Annotated in this window: 21 protein-coding genes and 1 tRNA gene; 16 read left to right on the forward strand and 6 right to left on the reverse strand. The window is 70.1% G+C overall.

Annotation, left to right across the window (positions count from 1 at the left end; all coding sequences use genetic code 11):
- Positions 1-93: 93 nt before the first annotated feature.
- The gene (locus tag ACFQ6S_RS01255) at positions 94-396 is read right to left on the reverse strand and encodes a muconolactone Delta-isomerase family protein (RefSeq protein ID WP_383401654.1); all 303 of its coding nucleotides are present in this window, start codon (positions 394-396) and stop codon (positions 94-96) included.
- A gap of 137 nt (positions 397-533) precedes the next feature.
- Here ACFQ6S_RS01255 and ACFQ6S_RS01260 point away from each other — a divergent pair, with 137 nt between their 5' ends.
- On the forward strand, positions 534-1463 hold the full coding sequence (locus tag ACFQ6S_RS01260; protein WP_383401656.1) for a LysR family transcriptional regulator: 930 nt from the start codon (positions 534-536) through the stop codon (positions 1461-1463).
- A gap of 313 nt (positions 1464-1776) precedes the next feature.
- Here ACFQ6S_RS01260 and ACFQ6S_RS01265 read toward each other — a convergent pair whose 3' ends face one another.
- Entirely contained in the window at positions 1777-2115 is a 339-nt protein-coding gene (locus ACFQ6S_RS01265; protein WP_383401658.1) for a thioredoxin family protein, read from the reverse strand.
- Between the two features lie 185 nt (positions 2116-2300).
- Positions 2301-3440 carry a PucR family transcriptional regulator gene (locus ACFQ6S_RS01270; protein ID WP_383401661.1) on the reverse strand — a complete coding sequence of 380 codons (1140 nt, stop codon included), beginning with the start codon at positions 3438-3440 and terminating at the stop codon, positions 2301-2303.
- 87 nt (positions 3441-3527) lie between these two features.
- Here ACFQ6S_RS01270 and ACFQ6S_RS01275 point away from each other — a divergent pair, with 87 nt between their 5' ends.
- Both ACFQ6S_RS01275 and ACFQ6S_RS01280 read left to right on the forward strand, forming a co-directional pair.
- Positions 3528-4583, forward strand: a complete 1056-nt coding sequence (locus ACFQ6S_RS01275) for a ferredoxin reductase (RefSeq protein WP_383401663.1) — start codon at positions 3528-3530, stop codon at positions 4581-4583.
- A gap of 7 nt (positions 4584-4590) precedes the next feature.
- The gene (locus ACFQ6S_RS01280) at positions 4591-5709 is read left to right on the forward strand and encodes a fatty acid desaturase family protein (protein ID WP_383401665.1); all 1119 of its coding nucleotides are present in this window, start codon (positions 4591-4593) and stop codon (positions 5707-5709) included.
- A gap of 818 nt (positions 5710-6527) precedes the next feature.
- Here the strand turns inward: ACFQ6S_RS01280 and ACFQ6S_RS01285 are convergent.
- Complete coding sequence (locus ACFQ6S_RS01285) at positions 6528-7016, reverse strand: Lrp/AsnC family transcriptional regulator (protein ID WP_383401668.1); 489 nt, start codon at positions 7014-7016, stop codon at positions 6528-6530.
- Between the two features lie 214 nt (positions 7017-7230).
- Between ACFQ6S_RS01285 and ACFQ6S_RS01290 the strand changes: the two genes are divergently transcribed.
- Positions 7231-8625 carry a pyridoxal phosphate-dependent decarboxylase family protein gene (locus ACFQ6S_RS01290; RefSeq protein WP_383401671.1) on the forward strand — a complete coding sequence of 465 codons (1395 nt, stop codon included), beginning with the start codon at positions 7231-7233 and terminating at the stop codon, positions 8623-8625.
- Between the two features lie 286 nt (positions 8626-8911).
- On the opposite strand, the gene ACFQ6S_RS01295 is transcribed toward ACFQ6S_RS01290, so the two are convergent.
- Complete coding sequence (locus tag ACFQ6S_RS01295; RefSeq protein WP_383401674.1) at positions 8912-9823, reverse strand: MerR family transcriptional regulator; 912 nt, start codon at positions 9821-9823, stop codon at positions 8912-8914.
- Between the two features lie 592 nt (positions 9824-10415).
- Between ACFQ6S_RS01295 and ACFQ6S_RS01300 the strand changes: the two genes are divergently transcribed.
- The 12 genes from ACFQ6S_RS01300 (at position 10416) to ACFQ6S_RS01355 (ending at position 19586) form a co-directional block, all read left to right on the forward strand.
- Positions 10416-11129 (forward strand): SDR family NAD(P)-dependent oxidoreductase, encoded by a 714-nt coding sequence (locus ACFQ6S_RS01300; RefSeq protein ID WP_383401677.1) that lies wholly within the window; start codon positions 10416-10418, stop codon positions 11127-11129.
- A gap of 33 nt (positions 11130-11162) precedes the next feature.
- On the forward strand, positions 11163-11537 hold the full coding sequence (locus ACFQ6S_RS01305) for a YybH family protein (protein WP_383401680.1): 375 nt from the start codon (positions 11163-11165) through the stop codon (positions 11535-11537).
- Between the two features lie 178 nt (positions 11538-11715).
- Positions 11716-12744, forward strand: coding sequence for an L-threonine 3-dehydrogenase (tdh, locus tag ACFQ6S_RS01310; protein WP_383401683.1), 1029 nt, complete (start codon positions 11716-11718; stop codon positions 12742-12744).
- A gap of 39 nt (positions 12745-12783) precedes the next feature.
- Positions 12784-13977 carry a glycine C-acetyltransferase gene (locus tag ACFQ6S_RS01315; RefSeq protein WP_383401685.1) on the forward strand — a complete coding sequence of 398 codons (1194 nt, stop codon included), beginning with the start codon at positions 12784-12786 and terminating at the stop codon, positions 13975-13977.
- 37 nt (positions 13978-14014) lie between these two features.
- Positions 14015-14917: a LysR family transcriptional regulator gene (locus ACFQ6S_RS01320; protein ID WP_383401688.1), complete on the forward strand. Its 903-nt coding sequence runs from the start codon at positions 14015-14017 to the stop codon at positions 14915-14917.
- 46 nt (positions 14918-14963) lie between these two features.
- Positions 14964-15551, forward strand: coding sequence for a helix-turn-helix domain-containing protein (locus ACFQ6S_RS01325; protein ID WP_383401691.1), 588 nt, complete (start codon positions 14964-14966; stop codon positions 15549-15551).
- Complete coding sequence (locus tag ACFQ6S_RS01330; protein ID WP_383401693.1) at positions 15548-16060, forward strand: GNAT family N-acetyltransferase; 513 nt, start codon at positions 15548-15550, stop codon at positions 16058-16060. Before ACFQ6S_RS01325 ends, ACFQ6S_RS01330 begins: the two co-directional genes overlap by 4 nt.
- Positions 16061-16178: 118 nt before the next feature.
- Positions 16179-16661 (forward strand): DUF1877 family protein, encoded by a 483-nt coding sequence (locus ACFQ6S_RS01335; RefSeq protein WP_383401696.1) that lies wholly within the window; start codon positions 16179-16181, stop codon positions 16659-16661.
- 65 nt (positions 16662-16726) lie between these two features.
- On the forward strand, positions 16727-17086 hold the full coding sequence (locus tag ACFQ6S_RS01340; protein ID WP_383401699.1) for an MmcQ/YjbR family DNA-binding protein: 360 nt from the start codon (positions 16727-16729) through the stop codon (positions 17084-17086).
- A gap of 153 nt (positions 17087-17239) precedes the next feature.
- Complete coding sequence (locus ACFQ6S_RS01345) at positions 17240-18538, forward strand: MFS transporter (protein WP_383401702.1); 1299 nt, start codon at positions 17240-17242, stop codon at positions 18536-18538.
- A 99-nt stretch (positions 18539-18637) separates the two neighbouring features.
- Positions 18638-18711 (forward strand) — tRNA-Pro (locus ACFQ6S_RS01350).
- A 245-nt stretch (positions 18712-18956) separates the two neighbouring features.
- Entirely contained in the window at positions 18957-19586 is a 630-nt protein-coding gene (locus ACFQ6S_RS01355) for a hypothetical protein (protein ID WP_383401704.1), read from the forward strand.
- Between the two features lie 44 nt (positions 19587-19630).
- Here ACFQ6S_RS01355 and pgm read toward each other — a convergent pair whose 3' ends face one another.
- On the reverse strand, positions 19631-21271 hold the full coding sequence (gene pgm / locus ACFQ6S_RS01360) for a phosphoglucomutase (alpha-D-glucose-1,6-bisphosphate-dependent) (RefSeq protein WP_383401707.1): 1641 nt from the start codon (positions 21269-21271) through the stop codon (positions 19631-19633).
- Between the last annotated feature and the right edge of the window lie 5 nt (positions 21272-21276).

The raw sequence follows: 21276 nt of genomic DNA on the forward strand, positions 1-21276 counted from the left end.
CCGTGTGGCCTACTACCAGCATGTGCTGCGAGAAGCCGATTCTCAGCACGGCGGCGGGCAGGGCGAGGGTGCTCACTCCCAGGGACATGGCGGTCACCGAGGGCCGCCGGCTCGGCCCGGGTCGTTGGGGTGGGGCTCCAGTGGGGTGACGGTCAGGGTCATCCACGGGCGCAACGGCAGTGTGCCGAGCACTTTCTCGTGGAGTTCCTCCTCGTCGGCGGCCCGCCACACGCCGATGCTGCGCGGTTCGCCCACGGGGCGCCACAGGCGGACGAGGTTGCCGTCGGCGGCCAGTTCCGCGGCGCGAGCGGCCTCGGCGGCGCGGCGCCGGTCGACCTCCGCCTGAGCGGTGCCCTCGGGGACGGTGGTGGTGATCTCGACCAGGAACTCTCGCATGGTCCCTTTCCTTCCGGGCGCGGGCCGGGGTGCCGTGCCGACGCCCCGCTCTGCCTTCATCCTGGGCCCGTCACCTGCGCGAATGCCACGACCGGTCTTCTCGCTGCTGATAGGCGCAGCCTCCCAGCACGCGTAGCATGACCGGCGTGGAGCTGCGCCAGCTGCGGTACTTCGTCGCCGTCGCCGAGGAACTGAACTTCGGCCGGGCCGCCGAGCGGCTGCTCATCGCGGGACCCTCGCTGTCCCAGCAGATCAAGGCGCTCGAACGGGACCTCGGCGTGCGGCTGTTCGACCGCGACCGCCGCTCGGTCTCCCTCACCCCCGCCGGCGCCGCCCTGCTCCCGCACACCCGGGCCCTACTGGAACGAGCCGACGATTTGAAGCGTCAGGCCGGTCGGCTGGCGGGCTCGGAGTCGGTACGGCTGGGATACGTCAACTGGCTCCCCGCGGACCTGACTTCGCGTACCGCATCGGTGGCCCGGGTACATGTCGACGCCTGGGTCGCGCCCTCCCACACCCAGGTCGCCCGGGTCGCCGACGGCAGCCTGGATCTCGCCGTGTGCTGGGTACGGACCGAGGACCTGAAGCGGCTCGGGCTGCGGGCCCGGCTCATCGGCGCCGACCGTCTCTACGCCGTGGCCAAGGGCGCCGACACCGGCGATGTGACGGCCGCGGACATCGACGTCCTCATCGACGACGACCTCACCTCCTGGGCGTCCTGGAACGCGTACGCCGAAGAGCTGGCGCGGGACTCCGGGGCCCGTGCCTTGCGCATCTCCGACGGGGCGATCACCGGGCCGGCCTTCTTCGATCACGTCCGCCGCTGCACCCGCCCCGTCCTCAACTCGCCCAAGGGGCAGACCACTCCACTGCCGCCCGACCTGGTCCGCCGGGAGGTCGTCGCGCCCAGGGTGTACTGGACCTGGTCCCTCGTCCGGCGGGAGAGCGAGGCCCGCGCAGGGGTGCTGGCCGCCGTCGACGCCCTGTGCGACGGTGTCGGCGAACTCGGGATCCACGCCCCGGACTCCTGGCTGCCCGCGAACGACCCGTACGCACTCCCGCGCTGACCTTCTGGATCGAACGAAGACGCAGGTCCAGCGGAAGGCCACGAGGGACCGGCTCACTTCGATCAGCTGGACCCAGCTCTCGCCCGTTCGCAAGGCACACGAAGTAGTGGGGAACATGCCGACGCCGGTGCCGACGCGGACGGACAGGTGCTGATGTCGCATTTCGAACCGCGCACCATCCGCCCCGCCCTTGATAACCTCGGCTCTGCGGCTACGTCTGGTGACGGTGTGGTCACTGGACTGTGAGCGATTCAAGCGCAGCTCCCATGGACGAGACGTGACGGGCGTCGCGGCCACGTGCCGCAGCGGCCGCTCAGAGGTGGCCGTCCAGGAACTTCCGTACCTCGGCGACGGTCATAGGCCCCGTCCCGTGCGCCACCGCCTCTCCCTCCTTCAGCAGGACGTAGGACGGGGCTCCGGTGATCCCGTATCGCTCGGTTGCGGCCGGACAACGCGTGATGTCGGCGCGGACGGCCGTCAGGCGGCCCGTGTATTCGTCGGCGATGCCACCCACGACGAGGTCCATCACCCGGCAGGGCTCGATTGCCTTGGGCCATGTCCCGGTGAAGTATGCGAGGACCGGAACTGCGCTCATCCCGAGGATGAAATTGAACTCCGCGTCCTCACGGGGTCGGTGAACCCGCTGCGCCATGGAAACTCCTGACCTCACGTTCCGTCATTCCCTCCCCATCATCCCTTGGTGACCCGGCCTGGCCGCCCCGCCGGTCATGCCGATACCGCTCTTCCTCGGGCCGCATGAGCCAACTGACGGCACCGAGAACGAGGCACGATTCCTGGACCGCTCGCGGACGCGGGCGTGGACGGTCGAAGTGCGCGTCAGCTGACCCGAAGACCGACCGCCAGCGTCAGCTCAAGGACCCGCTGTGGCGATGCGAGATCCGGAAACAGCTCACGCAGCTGCGACATCCGGTACCGGACTGTCTGGGGATGGACGAACAACGCCGCCGCCACCTCGTCCCGTCTGCCCTGGTGCAGCAGCCACTCGCGCAAGGTCTCCTCCAGCCGCCGTGCGGTCGCGACAGGCAAGGTCCGCAACGGTGCGAGGGCTCGGGCACGCAGGTCTGCGAACGCGTCCGCGTCGGCGCTCAGCACCAGCTCGGGCAGGTGGTCCTCGGTGTCGCGAATATCGGAGGAGAGGGAGCGTGCGCGTACGGCTCGTGCGTACGAGGCGGTCGAGCGAGTCCATGGCCGGGCCGGGCCGACCACTGCGGTGCGGTCGGTCAGCTGCCGCAAGAGATGTGATCGGTCGGCGTCGGGGACGAGCAGCACGCCGGTGGCGTCCGGCAGATCGTCGAGGACGAGGGTGCTCGGGTCGAGCGTGCGGTAGGCAGGCCTTGCCTGGGCGGCGGGCAGCAGGACCGCGGTCAGCGAAGCCGGAGGCTGCCACCCGGCCCGTTGAGCAGAGGCCAGCAGCACGTCCGGGCTCGCGCCGGCGAGGAGGTCGCGGGCCAGGTGTTCCAGGTGGCGCTCGTGGGCCCGGCCCCGGGCGGCCAGTTCGTCGGCGTGGCCCGCTGCGCTCGCGGCGGAGAGTTCGTCGATGTAGGCGAAGGTCAGCTCGGCGAACTTGGCGACCTCCGCTGCGGGCAGACCTGCGGGTACGGCACCCGCTGCCAGGCATCGCCAGGCCACGCGGGCGCCGACGCGGTAGGCGCTGAGCAGGGCGTCCATCGAACGGCCGTCGCGCACTTCACCGCGGCCCAGCTCGTAGGCTGCGTCGCCGCCGTCGCCGCCCGTGGCGTTCCCGCTCGCGAGGTCCAGGTAGTGCCCCAGGGCGGTGCGGACGGCTCGGCGGATGGTGCCGCCCATGCGGCCCGAAAGAGCGTTGGCGTAGGAAGGGACCTCGTCGATGATCGCCTGGACGACCTCGTCGGCGGTGCTCTTCAGCGCGGCCCGAAGTACGGTGACCGTCGTCTCATCCAGAGCCAGCTCGCTGGCCCTCCGGGTTACATGGCTCACGTTCTTGTTCCCTGCGAACAATTCAGCCGACCAGATTCACGTCCTACGGACAGGACTTTACGCCTTGAGGCGCAGCAAGCTGAAGTCATGACGAGTACAGCCCTCCGCAGCAGGGCGTGGAAACTGCTGGAGATGGTCACGACACCGCTGCTGCCGTCGGACTACCTCGACCTGGTCAGCCCGCTGCGTGCGGGCGCTGACCTGCGTGGGCGCATCGAGGCCGTGCACCCCGAGACGGGTGACGCCGCGACCATCGTGATCAGGCCGGGACGGGGCTGGCGCGGCCACACAGCCGGTCAGTACGTGCGGATCGGGGTCGACGTCGACGGGGTGCGCCTGTGGCGTGCCTACTCCCTCACCTCGCCGACAGACCGCCAGGACGGCCGCGTCACGATCACCGTGAAGGCGATCCCGGACGGCAAGGTCAGCAACCACCTGGTCCGCAGGGCCAGACCGGGCACGCTGATCCAGCTCGACCACCCGACCGGTGACTTCGTGCTGCCGCAGGCCAAGCCCGCCAAGGTGCTCTACCTCACGGCCGGCAGCGGCATCACGCCCGTGATGGGCATGCTGCGCGACACCGAGTTCGACGACGTCGTCATGGTCCACTGCGCGCCACAGCCGCAGGACGTGATCTTCCGCAACGAACTGCACGACCTGGTCGCGGACAAGAAGCTGCGGCTCACCGAGGTGCACACCGACACGGACGGCATGCTCGACATCGCCCGTCTCGACGAACTCGTGCCCGACTGGGCCGAGCGCGAGACCTGGGCCTGCGGGCCCGCGGGCCTGCTCGACGCCGCCGAAGAGCACTGGACCGAGCACGGCGTACAAGAGCGCCTGCACACCGAACGCTTCCGCCCCGGCATCGTCGTCGCCGGCGACGGTGGCGAGGTCACGTTCAGCGCCACCGGCAAGACCGTCGACGCGGACGGCGCCACGCCGTTGCTGGACATCGGCGAGGAGGCCGGCGTGCTCATGCCCTCCGGGTGCCGCATGGGCATCTGCTTCGGCTGTGTCACGCCGCTCAAGGCGGGCGCCGTCCGCGACCTGCGCACCGGCGAGATCACCGAGGCCGAGCCGGGCGTCCTCATCCAGACCTGCGTGTCCGCCGCCGCGGGTCCCTGCGACATCGAACGGTAGGAGCACCTTGACCGCCATCGACCCCACCGCCCACCTGACCGCCGAGCAGATCGAGGAGCTCGGCCGCGAGCTGGACGCGATCCGCGACGAGGTGATCGCCGACCGCGGCGAGAAGGACGCCGCCTACATCCGGAAGGTCATCTCGGCGCAGCGCAAGCTCGAGCTGGTCAGCAGGGGCGTGCTGCTGTTCTCGTTCTTCCCGCCCGCGTGGGTGCTGGGCACCGCCGGTCTGTCCGTGGCGAAGATCATGGACAACATGGAGATCGGCCACAACGTCCTGCACGGCCAGTGGGACTGGATGCGGGACCCGAAGATCCACTCCACCACCTGGGACTGGGATCACGTCTCGCCGGCCGAGCAGTGGAAGCACTCGCACAACGAGCTGCACCACACGTACACCAACGTGATCGGCAAGGACAACGACCTCGGCTACGGCATCATGCGCGTCGACGAGGACCAGAAGTGGCACCCGATGCACCTCGGCCAGCCGCTGTGGAACTTCATCAACGCCTGCTTCTTCGAGTACGGCATCGCAGCGTACGACCTGGAACTCGGCAAGAACCTGCACAAGCACCGCCGCAACAACCCGGAGTTCCGCGCGCGGGCCAAGGACGTGGGCCGCAAGATCCGCAAGCAGGTGCTCAAGGACTACGTGATCCACCCGCTGCTGTCGGGCCCGTCGTTCCTCCCCACGCTCGCCGCCACGTTCACCGCCAACCTGGTCCGCAACATCTGGACCCACTCGGTGATCATGTGCGGGCACTTCCCCGAGGGCGTGCAGGTCTTCGAGCGCCGGTCGATCAAGGGCGAGACGCGCGGCCAGTGGTACCTGCGCCAGATGATGGGCTCGGCGAACATCAGCGGCAGCAAGGCCATGCACTTCATGACCGGCAACCTGTCCCACCAGATCGAGCACCACCTGTTCCCCGACCTGCCGAGCAACCGGTACGCCGAGGTCGCCGTGAAGGTGCGCGCGCTGTTCGAGAAGTACGAGCTGGAGTACGTCACCGGGCCGCTGCCCAAGCAGGTGTTCTCCGCGTGGCACAAGGTCTTCCGGCTCTCGCTGCCGAACAAGAAGCCCAAGGTCAAGACGCCGGAACGCGAGAGGGAGCTCGTCGCGGCCTGATTCCCGGTACTGGTTCAGATCCCTCGGCCCCACCGGCGGCACCGCCGGGTTCGGGGAGATCCGTTGCGGACGGTGGGCGGCCGCGACATCAGACCGTACGACACGGGATCCGGGCAGCCCGGTGTCCGGCTGCGCTGCCCGGACGTGCGCCAGGAGCTCAGCACACGGCCCCCGGCGAGGTGTTGTAGTGCGCTGACCTGCCGTGGTCGGACCGGTAGTCGGGTGCGTACGCGCACTCGGTTTGCCGATGGGCGGTCCGCCCCTGTGTCCGACCCTGCGCTGCTGCCGGGGTGGGCGGGTGAGCCGAAGTGGGACGGTTCTCCGGACACTTGAAGGTGTCTCATCCGAGTGACAGCACGGCATCTCCCAGCGCGCCTCCGACCTGCGACGCTCTGTTCCAGCGGCGTCTGGTGCCTACGGGTACGCCGATCCTGCTGGATCAAGCTGTGCGCCCGGTCGAGCCAGTGTCGTCGTGGTTCCGGTCGTTGGCACTGGAACGCAAGGCCGCGGGAACGCTGCAGTGTCGCCCGCCACGGCTGCCGGGCGACGAGTCCATCTGGTCGCGGCCCCCAACCCGGACGCCGTCACGGACCTGATCGTCACCGCCGCGAAGAGCGTCGCCTGACCTTCCCCGTTGCGGGGTGCCGCACAGGCGCCCCGCACCCGCCACCCGAGGGTGCAGCCGAGTGGTTTTGGTGACCGGCACGCGCGGCGAGCCGAACTCCCGCATGAACGACGTCGTTTCACTCGCCGTGCCAGTTCACGGCGAGTGAAGTGCCCCCGCCATCCCGTGATCGACATGGCGCCGGGGCATCCGGTCATGCACGCGGGGCGGGCCAGGAGGCGAGAGGTAGCGGGCCGCGGTCGATGACGGTGCGGATGCAGAAGGTGCTGCGGGCGTCGCGAACGGGACCGATGGCCAGGATCTGGTCTGTGAGCACCTCTTCGAAGGTGCGCAGGTCCGGCACGGCGAGCTCGACGAGGAAGTCGGCGTCGCCGGAGACCACATGGCAGGCGACCACGTGCTCGATCGCCTTCAGTGCCTCTTCGACCACCCGGGAGGTGGTGCGGGAGTGCTCGACCTTGAGGGAGAGGAACACCGTCAGCCCGAGGCCGAGGCGCTCGCGGTCCAGATCGGCCCGGTAGCCGGCCAGGACCCCGTCCTCCTCCAGCGCCTTGGTGCGGCGCAGGCAGGACGAGGGTGACAGACGTACGGCCTCGGCGAGGTCGACGTTGGGGGTGCGGCCGTGGCGCTGGAGGTGGTCCAGGATCGCCCGGTCGATGCGGTCATACATGGGGCGTGGCATGAAATGCAGCGTACTGGCCGGATTGGCGAACAATCCTGCACCACAGGGCCATCCGGGCACTGAATGCGCCATCGTATGCCGCTCTTGCCGACGCATCCTGGTCACGCGCTCCGGCCATTACACCGGACCACCACCTCCGTACCCCGTCTCACGCACATCGGACTGCCTCATGCACCCCTTCCCCCTGGAACCCGACCGCGCCACGATGACCGAAATGGCCCGTCTCGTCCTGGACCGTGTCGTCGATCGCACCGAGAACCTCCCAGCACGCCCCGCGACCAGCCCCCTGTCCCCGCGGGCCGAGGCCGAGCTCGTGGGGTCCTTCCTGGCACCTCCGCCCGACCGGGGCGGCGACCTGAAGGCCTTGCTCGCGCGCCTGGACGAGGCCGCCGACTGCGCTCTGGAGACCGCCGGGCCCGGCCACCTGGCATACATCCCGGGCAGCGGTCTGTACACGGCCGCGCTCGCCGAGTTCTACAACCGCGCCACCAACCGCTACGGCGGCCTGGCCTCCGTTGCCCCGGCCCTCGCCGCGCTGGAGGAGAGCGTGATCCGCTGGATGGCCCTCGAGGTGTGCGGCCTCAGGGAGGGCAGCGGCGGCCTGCTGACCAGCGGTGGCTCGATGGCCACGTTCTCCGCGACGGTCGCAGCCCGCCACGACAGGCTCGGCGAGGATCTCGCCGGCGGCACCGCCTACACCACCGCCTTCGCCCACCACTCCGTCGCCAAGGCCGCCCGCCTCGCCGGCATCCCCGCTGCCCACATACGTACCGTCCCGCACACCCCGGACCTGCGGATGGACCCCCGCACCGCCACCGCGATGATCCGCGCCGACCGGGACGCCGGGCTGCGGCCGTTCCTGCTGGTGGCCACCGCCGGCACCACCGACACCGGCACCGTCGACCCGCTGCCTCAGCTGGCGGACCTGGCCCGCCGCGAGGACATGTGGTTCCACATCGACGCGGCCTACGGAGGCTTCTTCCGCCTCACCGCACGCGGCTCAGAGCGCCTCGCCGGTATGGAGCAGGCCGACTCGATCACCCTGGACCCGCACAAGACCCTGTTCATGCCGTTCGGCACCGGCGCCCTGGTCGTCCGCGACCTCGCCGCCCTGCACGCCGCGCACGACGGCACCGGCAGCTACCTCCAGGACATGGGAGCGGCGGGGAGCATCCCGGACTCCGGTCACCTCGGGCCCGAGCTGACCCACGAGATCCGCGGTCTACGGGCCTGGCTTCCCCTGCACCTTCACGGTGTGGACGCCTTCCGCGAGGCCCTGGACGAGAAGCTCGACCTGGCCGAACACGTCCACGACACGCTGGCCGGCGTCGCGGAGCTGGAGGTCCCGCAGCGCCCGGACCTGTCCACCGTGATCTTCCGCTTCCGCCCCGCCGACGGCAGCCGGGCCGCCGCAGAGCGGGCCGATGAGGCGAGTCGCCGCCTGCTGGAGCGGATCAACAGCCACCGGCGTATCGCGCTCTCCAGCACGATTGTCGACAGCCGCTACACCCTGCGCGTCTGCGTGGTCTCCCACCGCACGCACCACGACCGCATCGCCGAGGCGCTGCAGATCATCACTGCCGAGGCCAAGCGCCACACCACCACGTAGCGACCTCCGGCTCGCAGTCCCCGAGGTGGCCGCGGGAGTCGGTGCGTCGACCACAGACCCGGCCACCGTCCGCGAATGGCGCAGAAGCTGTGTCAGATCCGGGGATCTGCGGCACTCCGTGCCTGGTCGGCTGTGGTGAGAACTGGTGATGAAGCCTGAAGGATCCCGAAGTGACGTCACAGAGTCGCAGAGCGCTCGAAGGAGGAAGAACCCCTGGTCACGGGGAGAGAGACGCAGCTGGGCTCAGGGGAGTTCACGGGATGGCGCACCAGCACAATACGGACGGTCAGGTCTGATCTGCGGCGCGCAGGGCCCGCGCCAGCCACTCCAGTTCCTTGGTCGCGTCGGGCGACGAATCCTGCCCGCGCACACGGGCGACGAGCCTGCGGTAGCGCTCCGCCCCTGCCTCGATCCCGGCCTCCAGGCTGCGCAGCACGGCGGCCCTATCGGCGTCGCCGAACAGCTCCGACAGCATGCCGGCCGCCTCCGCTCCCTCGGGGGCGACTCCGCGTTCTCTGGCCTCCGCGATCATCTGCACGACCTGCCTGGCCCACCAGATGGACGCCCCGGGGGGACGGCCCTGCCCCGGTACGGGCGTGTTGAGCTCCGTCCATGTGCGCAACCGGGCGCGAAAGCCGGGGTCCCGCACCAGTTCGGCCAGTTCGATCCAGGCGTCGACCTGCTCAGTTGTGGGATCGTCGGGCAATTCGATGCTGAAGGTGCGCAGGCGGTCGCGCAGGTGCGGATCGACGTCGAGAGGGCCGAACACCTCCGCCTTGAACTCGTCGATGATCTGCTTGCGTTCGGCGGCGGAAAGCCGCGCCAACCGGTTCATCAGTGCTGTCTCCTCAGCGGTGGAACCACGTGTCGCCACGGTGGACAGAACGGCCCGGCTCACCTTGAGCGAGCGGATCTGTGCGTCGAGCGCGGCCACATGCGAGTTGGCGATCTCGGTCACCGTGGTCCGACCGCTCAGCACCTGGCACACGTCGGCGAGCCCGAGGCCCAGCTCCCGCAGGGTGCGGACCAGCTCAACTCGGGCCACGGACCCGGCGTCGTACAGCCGGTAGCCGCTCGCGGAGCGGGCCACGGGCGGCACCGCTCCCTCATCCGACCAGAAGCGCAGGGTACGCACCGCAAGACCGGTGCGGCGCGCGAGCTGGCCGATGGTGAGCACGTCGGGGCGTTCGTCGTCCATGGACGAGATCCTGGACCTTCCAGCCGCTGGAGACTCAAGCGTCTCACTGCGACATCCCGTGAGTTCTTCAGGACTCTGCTGAGTTGGCGTCGTCCTCAAGCGGCTGGGGCCGCCGGGCGGGGGCCCGCAGCGCCGTCTGCCGGCCGGAGTTGGGCCGCCCGCCGTACTGCCGCCGTCACGGACGCGCGAGCGTGAGCAGACCGCACCACCCGGCCGTGTTGCCAGACGCGATGTCAACTCATGCTGGGCTCCCGGACCGGCAAAAAGACGAGTCCTCAGGCCCAACCGCCAGGTCAGCAAACGAAACTGGTACTCCAGCACCTCCTTCGACCAGCCTGCCGGGGCGCCCGGGGACGACCCGTCCTGCCTCCACCCGCGCGCGTAGGACCCGCAGCTGCCCGAGCCGGTGCTCAAGCAGGTACCGCGCGGTGCGCCCACGGGCCTGTACTGGGAGTCCGGGCCTCCCACGCGGGAGGAAACGGGTCCCGCGAATACCCCTCCTGACCTTTGACGTTGCCGGGTGCCCGGCCTACCTTCCAAATAGTCGACCGGTCGGCTAGTAACCGGTCATCAGATTTCGGAGAAGGTCATCATGAGCACTCAGCACCAGAAGGTCGCGATCATCACCGGCGCCTCGCAGGGCATCGGTGCCGCTCTCGTCGAGGGCTACCGCAAGCTCGGATACGCCGTCGTCGCGACCTCGCGCACGATCACCCCCGTGGACGACGCCGACGTCCTGACCGTGCAGGGCGACATCGCCGACCCCGCCACCGCGGAGCGGGTCGTCGCCGCAGCCCTCGAGCGGTTCGGCCGTATCGACACCGTGGTCAACAACGCGGGCATCTTCGTCGCGAAGCCGTTCACCGAGTACACGGCGGAGGACTACGCCGCGGTGACCGGGATCAACCTGACCGGTGTCTTCCACCTCACCCAGCAGGCCGTGCCGCATCTGCTCGCCCAGGGTGGCGGGCACATGGTCAACGTCACCACGAGCCTGGTCGACAACGCGGACTCCAATGTCCCGTCCGTCCTGGCCTCGTTGACCAAGGGGGGCCTGCAGTCCGCCACCAAGTCCCTCGCCATCGAGTACGCGACCCGCGGCATCCGCGTCAACGCCGTGTCGCCCGGCACCATCAAGACCCCCATGCATTCGGAGGAGGCACACGAGTTCCTCGCCGCCCTGCACCCGGTCGGGCGGATGGGTGAGGTGAGCGACATCGTCGACGCCGTGCTCTACCTGGAGTCGGCCCCCTTTGTCACCGGAGAGATCCTGCACGTCGACGGCGGCATGAGCGCCGGTCACTGAGCGTGCGCCGGATCACCGAGGGAGGATGACGTCATGAACGGTACGAACGGTGATGAGACGGTCCTGCGTGATGTCCTGGACCGCTGGAAGACGGCCGTCGACGCCCACGAGCCGAAGGAGGTCGCCGCCGTCTTCACAGAGGACGCGATCTTCCAGGGATTGCACCCCTACAGTGTGGGCCGCCCCGGTGTGGCCGAGTACTACGCTTCGCAGCCGATCGGTATGCGCGCCAACTACCGCATCCTCGAGACCCGGCGGTTCGCGGACGACCTCGTACTGGGCTACCTGGACGTCGAGTTCACCTTCACCGACCGGCCGGCGGTCCTCGTCAAGCTCGCCGTCCTGGTGAAGCGGCAGGGCGACGGCTGGTATCTCGCCCACTACCAGGTCTCGCGCCTGGAGCGGTGAGCCGCGCCCTGGGACACCGAGCCGAGGGCGTGAAGGAAAGCTGTGGCGCAGCTTAAGAAATCCTCGATGGACCAGGACGCCGCCGTACGGCAGATTGCTACGCGATTCCACCCCCCTCCCCGGCCGCGGGCTCGATCGGCATGCCCGCGGCCGGGACTCACGCACAGGAGCCGTAGCGTTGAAGGCGTTGGTCAAGGAGAAGGCGGAGCCCGGGCTGTGGCTCGCGGACGTCCCGGAACCGGTCGTCGGGCCCGGCGACGTACTGATCAAGGTGCTGCGCACCGGTATCTGCGGCACCGATCTGCACATCCGGTCCTGGGACGGCTGGGCGCAGCAGGCGATCCGCACCCCGCTCGTGGTCGGGCACGAGTTCGTCGGCGAGATCGTGGAGACCGGTCGCGATGTCACGGACATCGCCATCGGCGACCGGGTGAGCGGCGAGGGCCATCTGGTGTGCGGGAAGTGCCGCAACTGTCTGGCCGGCCGCCGCCACCTGTGCCGTGCCACGGTCGGCCTCGGCGTCGGACGGGACGGTGCCTTCGCCGAGTACGTCGCCCTGCCCGCCACCAATGTGTGGGTGCACCGGGTGCCGGTGGACCTCGATGTCGCGGCGATCTTCGACCCGTTCGGCAATGCCGTGCACACCGCGCTGTCGTTCCCGCTGGTCGGCGAGGACGTCCTGATCACCGGCGCCGGTCCGATCGGCCTCATGGCCGCGGCGGTGGCCCGGCACGCGGGTGCGCGCAACGTCGTGATCACCGACGTCAGCGAGGAGCGGCTGGAGCTGGCCCGCAAGGTCGGCGTGAGTCTCGCGCTGAACGTGTCGCAGTCGAGCATCGCCGACGGGCAGCGCGTACTCGGCCTGCGCGAGGGCTTCGACATCGGTCTGGAGATGTCCGGCCGCGCCGAGGCCATGCGCGACATGATCGCCAACATGACGCACGGCGGCCGTATCGCCATGCTGGGCCTGCCCGCCCAGGAGTTCCCGGTCGACTGGGCCCGGATCGTGACGTCGATGATCACCATCAAGGGCATCTACGGCCGCGAGATGTTCGAGACCTGGTATGCGATGTCCGTGCTGCTGGAAGGCGGCCTCGACCTCGCGCCCGTGATCACCGGCCGATACGGGTACCGCGACTTCGAGGCGGCGTTCGCCGACGCGGCGAGTGGTCGCGGCGGCAAGGTCATCCTCGACTGGACCGCCTGAGTCACCGCGTAAGTCCTCTGCATTCCTAGGAGCATTGAGATGTTCGACTCCGTGCGCGACGACCTGCGCGCCACCCTCGACGAGATCCGCGCCGCCGGCCTGCACAAGCCCGAGCGCGTCATCGACAGCCCCCAGTCCGCGACCGTCAACGTCAGTGCGGGTGGCCGCCCCGGCGAGGTCCTCAACTTCTGTGCCAACAACTACCTCGGCCTCGCCGACCACCCCGAGGTGATCGCCGCCGCCCACGAGGCGTTGGACCGCTGGGGTTACGGCATGGCGTCGGTCCGCTTCATCTGCGGCACGCAGGAGGTGCACAAGCAGCTGGAGGCCAGGCTCTCGGCGTTCCTCGGCCAGGAGGACACGATCCTGTACTCCTCCTGCTTCGACGCCAACGGCGGTGTGTTCGAGACGCTGCTCGGTCCGGAGGACGCGGTGATCTCCGACGCCCTCAACCACGCCTCGATCATCGACGGCATCCGGCTGTCCAAGGCGCGCCGCTTCCGCTACGCCAACCGTGATCTGGCCGACCTGGAACGCCAGTTGAAGGACGCGTCCGACGCCCGGCGCCGACTGATCGTCACCGACGGCGTCTTCTCCATGGACGGCTATGTGGCCCCGCTGCGCGAGATCTGCGACCTCGCCGACCGCTACGACGCCATGGTCATGGTCGACGACTCGCACGCCGTCGGCTTCGTCGGCCCCGGCGGCCGCGGCACCCCCGAGCTGCACGGTGTCATGGACCGCGTCGACATCATCACCGGCACCCTCGGCAAGGCGCTCGGCGGTGCGTCCGGCGGCTATGTGGCGGCCCGCGCCGAGATCGTCGCCCTGCTGCGTCAGCGCTCCCGGCCGTACCTCTTCTCGAACACCCTCGCCCCGGTGATCGCGGCGGCCTCCCTCAAGGTCCTCGACCTGCTGGAGTCGGCGGACGACCTGCGCGTCCGGCTGGCCGAGAACACCGCCCTGTTCCGCCGTCGTATGACGGAGGAGGGCTTCGAGATCCTCCCCGGCGAGCACGCCATCGCCCCCGTGATGATCGGCGACGCGGCCAAGGCCGCCCGTCTCGCCGAGCTGCTCCTGGAGCGCGGCGTGTACGTGATCGGCTTCTCGTACCCGGTGGTGCCGCAGGGACAGGCACGCATCCGCGTCCAGCTGTCCGCCGCGCACTCGACGGACGACGTCAACCGTGCGGTGGACGCCTTCGTCGCGGCCCGGGCGGAACTCGAAGGCTGACGTCCGGCCCGCGCCGGACCTTGCGATAATCGATCTCATGATCGAAGCGCGGCGGCTCCACATCCTCCGTGCGGTGGCCGACCACCGCACCGTGACGGCGGCTGCCGCCGCGCTGTATCTCACGCCGTCCGCGGTCTCCCAGCAGCTCGCGGCCCTGGAGCAGGAGACGGGGCACCGGCTGGTGGAGCGCGGGGCCAAGGGTGTACGGCTGACCCCGGCCGGCGAGATCCTGCTCAGCCACACCAACGCCGTCCTCGCCCAGCTGGAGCGGGCGGAGGCCGAGCTCGCGGCCTACAGCTCGGGAGCGGCCGGCACGGTCACCGTCGCCTCGTTCGCGACCGGCATCGCCCTGGTCGTCGCGCCCGCGGTGGCCCGCCTCGCCGAGACGTCCCCCGGCATCCGCCTCCGCGTCCAGGACGCCGAGGGCGATGCCAGCCTGCCGATGGTGCTGGACCGGCAGGTCGACATCGCGGTGGCCGTCGAGTACCGCGGGGCGCCGCCCGCCGACGACCCCCGGCTGTCCCACGTACCGCTCTACGCCGAGCCCTTCGACGCGGTGGTCCCGGTCGGCCATCGCCTGGCCGACGCGCCGGAGGTGCCGCTCGCCGAGCTGGCCAAGGACACCTGGATCGGCCCGTACCCCGGCAACCCCTGTCATGACGTGGTGGTCCTGGCCTGCGAGAGTGCCGGCTTCCAGCCCCGCCTCGAACACTCCTCGGACGACTTCCGCGCGGTCGTCGCCCTCGCCTCGGCCGACGCGGGGGTGGCGCTCGTACCGCGCTCGGCGCTGCGGGGCATGGACCTCACCGGGGTCGTCGTACGTCCCGTCGACGGCGTGGCACCCACGCGCCGGGTCTTCGCGGCCGTACGGCGAGGTGCCGAGGAGCATCCCTTGATCAGGCCCGTGCTGGAGGCGCTCGGCGAGGCGGCGGGGGAGTGAGCCTGCCGTAACATCACTGTTTCATATCTGGGATACCGTCCCGAATATGAAACGGGAAGCAAGTGGTGACGAAGCTCCGGACAGGGTCGACACCCTTCTCGGCGCCCGCCTCGCCGAGCTGCGGGCCGAACGCGGCTGGTCCTTGGGTGAGTTGGCGGAGCGCAGCGGCATCAGCCGCTCGACCCTGTCCCGGGCCGAGCGGGCGGAGGTCAGCCCCACCGCCTCGCTGCTGAACCGCCTCTGTCATGTCTACGGCCGCACCATGTCCCAGCTGCTCAGCGAGGTCGAGTCCGAGCCGGCGCAGCTGGTGCGGATGGCGGAGCAGCCGGTGTGGGAGGACCGTTCCTCCGGTTTCGTACGGCGATCGGTGTCGCCGCCGCATGCCGGGCTGCGCGCCGAAGTCGTCGAGGGACGACTGACCGCGGGCGCCGACATCGCGTACGACCGGCCGCCCGTACCGGGGCTGGAGCAGCACATCTGGGTGCTGGAAGGGGCGCTCGACGTCACCGTCCAGGAGGCCGAGCACCATCTCGACGCCGGGGACTGTCTGCGGATGCGGGTGTGGGGGCCCACGCGGTTCCGGTGCGCGGGGCCCGGGGCGGTGCGGTACGTGCTGGCGGTGGTGCTGCCGTGATCGTGACCCGACTGGACGAGACCCGACTGCTGGACCGGGTCGAGGACTTGGCCGGCCTGCTGGTCGACACCGTGGCCGACGGGGCCTCGATCGGATTCCTAGCGCCCCTCGACCGTACGGCGGCCCGGACCTGGTGGGAGGAGCGCGCGGCGGCCGTCGGCGCCGGGCGGATGGCGGTGTGGGTGGCGCGCCGGGACGGGCGAACCGTCGGCACGGTCGGTCTCGCCTTCGCCGACAAGCCGAACAGCGGGCACCGGGCCGAGCTGGTCAAGCTGATGGTGCACCGGGAGGCACGCGGACAGGGCCTTGGCCGCAGACTCCTGGCGACCGCCGAACAGTCCGCGACCGACGCCGGTGTCACCCTTCTCCACCTGGACACCGAGACCGGCAGCCTCGCGGAGCGCCTGTACGACTCCGCCGGCTGGACCCGGGCCGGAGTGATTCCCGACTACGCGGCGAGCCCGGCCGGAGTGCTGCGGCCCACGACGATCTACTTCAAGCACGTGTGACCGATCGCCCCCTTGTCAGTGCCGCGTGGAACACTCGCCGTCGTTGATCGACCAAGACATCGACCAGGGCATCGACACAGCGGCCGAAGAGGCAATGCACACAGGGGGATTGGCAGTCATGGGCGTGAGCATTTCGTTCGTCGGCGCGACGACGGAGGAGCTGGACAGGGCGGAGAACGACCCGAACTGGGCCGATGAGTACGTCTCCGAGCTGTACGGCAAGGACTACCCGATGCCGGACCGGCCCTACGGCGGCCCGGACAAGGCTTTCGGCGGCCTTCAGTTCCTGTTCGACGAGGCCGAGGTATCCGTGGAGTTCGTGATGGACGGGTTCCAGATCCGGGAGGACGGCAGCCTGTTCGGGTGGACCGCGGAGCAGATCGACAGCGTGGCACGGGAGTTGCGGGCGACGTCGTGGCAGCGGCTGGCGGCCCACTACGACTCGGAGCGGATGGGGAAGGAGGATGTGTACCCCAATATGTGGAGGTTCGATCCCGAGGGTGAGCTGGAGTGGCTGGAGGGCGCCTACGAGGAGCTCGTCGCGTTCTTCGGCGCAGCGGCCGACCGTGGCCTCGGAGCGTTCATGAACTTCAGCTTCTAGCCTGCTGGGTCGGGCCGACCCCTCTCACCAGGTGATTGTCAGTGGCAGCCGCTACCGTGCGTCTCATGCAGGATGCCGAAGACGTACGCCGTATCGCCCTGTCCCTGCCGGACACGACCGAGAAGATCGCCTGGAGCATGCCCACCTTCCGGGTCGCGGGCAAGATGTTCGCCACGCTGCCCGAGGAGGAGACCTCCATCGCGGTGCGCTGCCCCAAGGAGGAGCGCGACGAACTGGTCCTGGCCGAGCCGGACAAGTTCTGGATCGCGGACCACGAGGCACAGTTCGCCTGGGTACGGGCCCGGCTTGCCGCCCTGGACGGCGAGGAGGAGCTGCGCGACATCCTCGCCGACTCCTGGCGCCAGGCCGCGCCGACCCGTCTGCTCGAGGCGTATCCGGACCTGGGGCGGCCGGCGGGGGACTGAAGCCCCTGAGGCGTTGTCAGTGCCTCGTGTCATGATCCGAGGGCGGGTGCGGGAGCCGGGGCGGAGGGGGCTTCGGCTAGCACGGGGGCTGGTGGGGCGGCATGGGTGAGCGGGCCGGCTGAGCGGCTCGTCAGGGGAGGGGTTCCAGGGGGCATGGGCAGGGGCAAGGAGACCGGGGCACCCCCGGTGTGGTCGCGGGACTTCAGGCTGTTCTTCGTCGCGCGAGCCGTCGCCCAGCTCGGCGACACCATGCTGCCGGTGGCCCTCGCCGCGGGCCTCCTGCAGCAGGGGTACGGTGCGGGCGCGGTCGGTCTCGCCCTGGCCGCGACATCGGCCGCCTTCGCGGGACTCATCGTGTTCGGCGGGGTCATCGCCGACCGCTTCAACACCCGCAGGCTGATGATCGGCGCCGACCTGGTCCGTCTGTGCACCCAGTCCCTGGCCGCCGCGCTCTTCTTCTCCGGACATGTGGTGCTGTGGCAGATCTGTGCGATCGGCTTCGTCAACGGCGTGGCGGGCGCGGTGTTCCAACCCGGGGTCGCCGGCACGGTGCGCCGGCTCGCCACCGACGTCCAGGGAGCGAATGGCGCCATACGGATCGCCGAGGCCGTGGCCCAGCTCGCCGGCCCGGCCCTCGCCGGCCTGCTCGTCGGCTTCGCGTCACCCGGCGGCGTGTTCACGGCCCATGCGACCACATACGCGCTGAGCGCGCTGTGCCTCCTTCTGCTGCGCCTGCCCGCGCGGTCCCGGCGGCCGGGCAGTGACCCGGTCCGGCGCGGCACCAGGGCCTTCCGTGCCGATCTGGTCGAAGGCTGGCGGGAGTTCAGGGCCCGCACCTGGCTCTGGGGTGTCATAGCCGTCTGGTGCGTCTACATGATCACTGTGTGGGGCCCGAGCGTCCCGCTCGTCGCCTCGGAGGTGGTGCAGCAGCACGGCGCACGTTCCTACGGCCTGATCAACTCCGCGCTCGGTGCGGGTACCGTCGCCGGCGGCCTGCTCGCCCTGCGGCTGCGCCCCCGGCGGATGCTTCGCGCCGGCGCGATGGGCGTCTTCGCGTTCGCCGTCTTCCCCGTGACGGTCGGCGCGGGGCTCGGAGTTCCGGCCATGGCGGCGGGTGCCGCGGTCGCCGGGGCCGGGATGGCCTTCTGGAGCGTCATGTGGGCGACGAGTGTCCAGACCCAGGTCCCGGCCGACGTCCTCAACCGCATCCACGCGTACGACGTGGCGGGCTCCCTGGCGATGATGCCGGTCGGCCAGTCCATCGCCGGCCCGGCCGCCACCGCCCTCGGCGCCGATCGTGTGCTCCTGATCGCCGGAGGGATGAGTCTCGTCGTCGCGGTCGCGCTGCTCTCGGTGCGGTCGATACGGGACCTGGTGCGCGCGGACGCACCGACGGCTCTGCGATCGGCGCCGGTGACGCCGGACGGGCGAGTGCGGCCCGAGCGGCACTGAAGCGGCAGGCACGAATAAACGAGTGCGCGACCATCGACCCGAGTGCGGTATTGTTTCCCTGCACGTTCGGCCGGGGGAAACCCCAGGTCAGGCGGGCATCGGGACGTGGCGCAGCTTGGTAGCGCACTTGACTGGGGGTCAAGGGGTCGCAGGTTCAAATCCTGTCGTCCCGACTTGCGAAGCGGCAAGTCAAGGGTGTGTCGGAGATTTCCGACACACCCTTTTCGTCATTTCCGGCGACGACATTGTGCCGCGTACGCCCTTAGGGGGATCGCTTCACCGGTGGGCTCGTCCGCGCGGCGGAAGAGGTCACGACCGGTGACTGACGTGTGCCGGGCGGATGTTGAGCAGGATCGGTCATGGCGGAGGTTCGTGCACTCCGGCGCTGCGATTCCACGACCCCGAACGGAGTTCCACCATGTCCGGATTCAAGCTGCCCCACCACGCCGTAGCCTTCCTCGCGGCGACCGCCATGGTGGCGACCACCGCGGGGATCGCCTCGGCGGCGAAAGCGCCCGCGTCGGAGCCCGACAAGGCCGAGCGGGCCTCCGCCTCTCCCGGAACCCTCGTCTCCAGCCTCAAGGGCCGGGGCCGCATGGACTACCCCGACGCCGGACACGACATCCAGGTCACCGTCGACGCCCACGCCACCTTCAAGGGCACCGGCTGGACCAGGCCCGACAAAGCCTGGGGCACGTTCCGCATCTCCCATCGGATCCCCGCTGCCAACGGCGAGCCCGCGAAGGTCAATTGGGGCGACTTCGACGTCGACTGCCTGACCAGCGGCGGCCCCACCGCCACCGTGACCGGGCGCATCGTGCGCACCGGGGGCAACGTCGGTGCCTGGGACGACTATCTGAAGCGGAAGATCCGCATGGGGATCAGCTTCTACGTGAACGAGGACGCGGGCAGCGGTCCCAGCCGGATCGGGCTCTCCGGCGGCACCGAGGCCGGAGAACCGCTGCTGAGCAAGTGCATGGCACCTGCCGCCGACGCCAAGGTGATCAAGGGCGGCTACGACCTCACGGACCGGGCGGCGGCCCGCTAACCGCACCGGCGGCGATCAGCGACGTCACCCCGGCCTCGTCCACCTCAGGCGGCCAGCGCCGTGAGCACCACGGACCTGGCCTCCTCCTGGATTCGGCGCAGATGGTCCGGGCCGAGGAAGGACTCCGCGTAGATCTTGTACACGTCCTCGGTGCCAGAAGGGCGGGCTGCGAACCAGGCGTTGGCGGTCGCGACCTTGATGCCGCCGAGGGCGGCGCCGTTGCCGGGCGCCTCGGTGAGGACCGTGGTGACGGGCTCGCCGGCGAGGGTGTCGGCGGTGACCTGGCGCGGGGACAGCTTGGCGAGCAGCGCCTTCTCCTCGCGGGAGGCAGGGGCGTCGACGCGCGCGTAGGCGGGGGCGCCGAAGCGTTCGGTGAGCTGGGCGTAGTGCTGCGACGGGGTCTTGCCGGTGACCGCCGTGATCTCGGAGGCGAGCAGGGCCAGGATGATGCCGTCCTTGTCGGTGGTCCACACCGAACCGTCGCGGCGCAGGAAGGACGCGCCCGCCGACTCCTCGCCGCCGAAGCCGAGCGTTCCGTCGGACAGGCCGTCCACGAACCACTTGAATCCGACCGGGACTTCGACCAGTTGCCGGCCGACGTCCGCCGCGACCCGGTCGATCATGCTGGACGACACCAGGGTCTTGCCGATCCCGGCGCCGGCGGGCCACTGCTCCCGGTGCGAGAACAGGTACGAGATCGCCACGGCCAGATAGTGGTTGGGATTCATCAGACCCCCGTCCGGTGTGACGATGCCGTGCCGGTCGGCGTCGGCGTCGTTGCCGGTGGCGATGTCGAACCGGTCGCGCTGCTCGATGAGCGAGGCCATGGCGTACGGCGAGGAGCAGTCCATGCGGATCTTGCCGTCCCAGTCCAGCGTCATGAAGCGCCAGGTGGGGTCGGTGAGCGGGTTCACCACCGTCAGGTCGAGCCGGTGCTGTTCGGCGATCCGGCCCCAGTAGGCGACGGAGGCGCCGCCCAGCGGGTCGGCGCCGATGCGCACGCTTGCGGCCCGGATGGCGTCCAGGTCCAGCACGTTCGGCAGGTCGGCGACGTAGGTGCCGAGGAAGTCGTGGCGGCCGGTGCCGGGTGCGGCCAGCGCGCGGGTGTAGGGGATGCGCCGTACGTCCTTGAGGCCGCCGGTGATGATCTCGTTGGCGCGGTCCTGGATCCAGGAGGTCGCCTCGGAACCGGCCGGGCCGCCGCTCGGCGGGTTGTACTTGAAGCCGCCGTCGGCGGGCGGGTTGTGCGAGGGGGTGACCACTACGCCGTCGGCGAGGCCGGACGTACGCGACCGGTTGGTGGTGAGGATGGCGTGCGAGACCGCCGGGGTCGGCGTGTATCCGTCGGCCTGGTCGATGAGGACGGTCACGTCGTTGGCGGCGAACACCTCCAGTGCCGTGATCCGCGCGGGCTCCGACAGGGCGTGGGTGTCGGCGCCGAGGAAGAGGGGACCGTCGGTGCCCCGGGCGGCGCGGTACTCGCAGATGGCCTGGCTGGTGGCCGCGATGTGGTCCTCGTTGAACGCCGTCGTGAGGGACGAGCCGCGGTGTCCCGAGGTACCGAAAGCCACCCGCTGCCCGGGCTCGGCCGGGTCGGGATGCAGCGCGTAGTACGCCGTGACCAGACGGGCCACATCTACGAGGTCCTCGGGCCCGGCGACCTGCCCAGCTCGCGCGTCCTGCATTTCCC

Origin of the sequence: Streptomyces sp. NPDC056479, from assembly GCF_042795335.1 — a bacterium.
GTDB lineage: Bacteria > Actinomycetota > Actinomycetes > Streptomycetales > Streptomycetaceae > Streptomyces.

What these genes read in the sequence shown, in the direction of transcription:
- ACFQ6S_RS01255 (WP_383401654.1), bottom strand. Translation starts at nt 396, where the DNA reads ATGCGAGAGTTCCTGGTCGAGATCACCACCACCGTCCCCGAGGGCACC.
- ACFQ6S_RS01260 (WP_383401656.1), top strand. Translation starts at nt 534, where the DNA reads ATGACCGGCGTGGAGCTGCGCCAGCTGCGGTACTTCGTCGCCGTCGCC.
- ACFQ6S_RS01265 (WP_383401658.1), bottom strand. Translation starts at nt 2,115, where the DNA reads ATGGCGCAGCGGGTTCACCGACCCCGTGAGGACGCGGAGTTCAATTTC.
- ACFQ6S_RS01275 (WP_383401663.1), top strand. Translation starts at nt 3,528, where the DNA reads ATGACGAGTACAGCCCTCCGCAGCAGGGCGTGGAAACTGCTGGAGATG.
- ACFQ6S_RS01285 (WP_383401668.1), bottom strand. Translation starts at nt 7,016, where the DNA reads ATGCCACGCCCCATGTATGACCGCATCGACCGGGCGATCCTGGACCAC.
- ACFQ6S_RS01290 (WP_383401671.1), top strand. Translation starts at nt 7,231, where the DNA reads ATGGCCCGTCTCGTCCTGGACCGTGTCGTCGATCGCACCGAGAACCTC.
- ACFQ6S_RS01295 (WP_383401674.1), bottom strand. Translation starts at nt 9,823, where the DNA reads ATGGACGACGAACGCCCCGACGTGCTCACCATCGGCCAGCTCGCGCGC.
- ACFQ6S_RS01300 (WP_383401677.1), top strand. Translation starts at nt 10,416, where the DNA reads ATGAGCACTCAGCACCAGAAGGTCGCGATCATCACCGGCGCCTCGCAG.
- ACFQ6S_RS01305 (WP_383401680.1), top strand. Translation starts at nt 11,163, where the DNA reads ATGAACGGTACGAACGGTGATGAGACGGTCCTGCGTGATGTCCTGGAC.
- ACFQ6S_RS01315 (WP_383401685.1), top strand. Translation starts at nt 12,784, where the DNA reads ATGTTCGACTCCGTGCGCGACGACCTGCGCGCCACCCTCGACGAGATC.
- ACFQ6S_RS01320 (WP_383401688.1), top strand. Translation starts at nt 14,015, where the DNA reads ATGATCGAAGCGCGGCGGCTCCACATCCTCCGTGCGGTGGCCGACCAC.
- ACFQ6S_RS01325 (WP_383401691.1), top strand. Translation starts at nt 14,964, where the DNA reads ATGAAACGGGAAGCAAGTGGTGACGAAGCTCCGGACAGGGTCGACACC.
- ACFQ6S_RS01335 (WP_383401696.1), top strand. Translation starts at nt 16,179, where the DNA reads ATGGGCGTGAGCATTTCGTTCGTCGGCGCGACGACGGAGGAGCTGGAC.
- ACFQ6S_RS01340 (WP_383401699.1), top strand. Translation starts at nt 16,727, where the DNA reads ATGCAGGATGCCGAAGACGTACGCCGTATCGCCCTGTCCCTGCCGGAC.
- ACFQ6S_RS01345 (WP_383401702.1), top strand. Translation starts at nt 17,240, where the DNA reads ATGGGCAGGGGCAAGGAGACCGGGGCACCCCCGGTGTGGTCGCGGGAC.
- ACFQ6S_RS01355 (WP_383401704.1), top strand. Translation starts at nt 18,957, where the DNA reads ATGTCCGGATTCAAGCTGCCCCACCACGCCGTAGCCTTCCTCGCGGCG.
- pgm (WP_383401707.1), bottom strand. Translation starts at nt 21,271, where the DNA reads ATGCAGGACGCGCGAGCTGGGCAGGTCGCCGGGCCCGAGGACCTCGTA.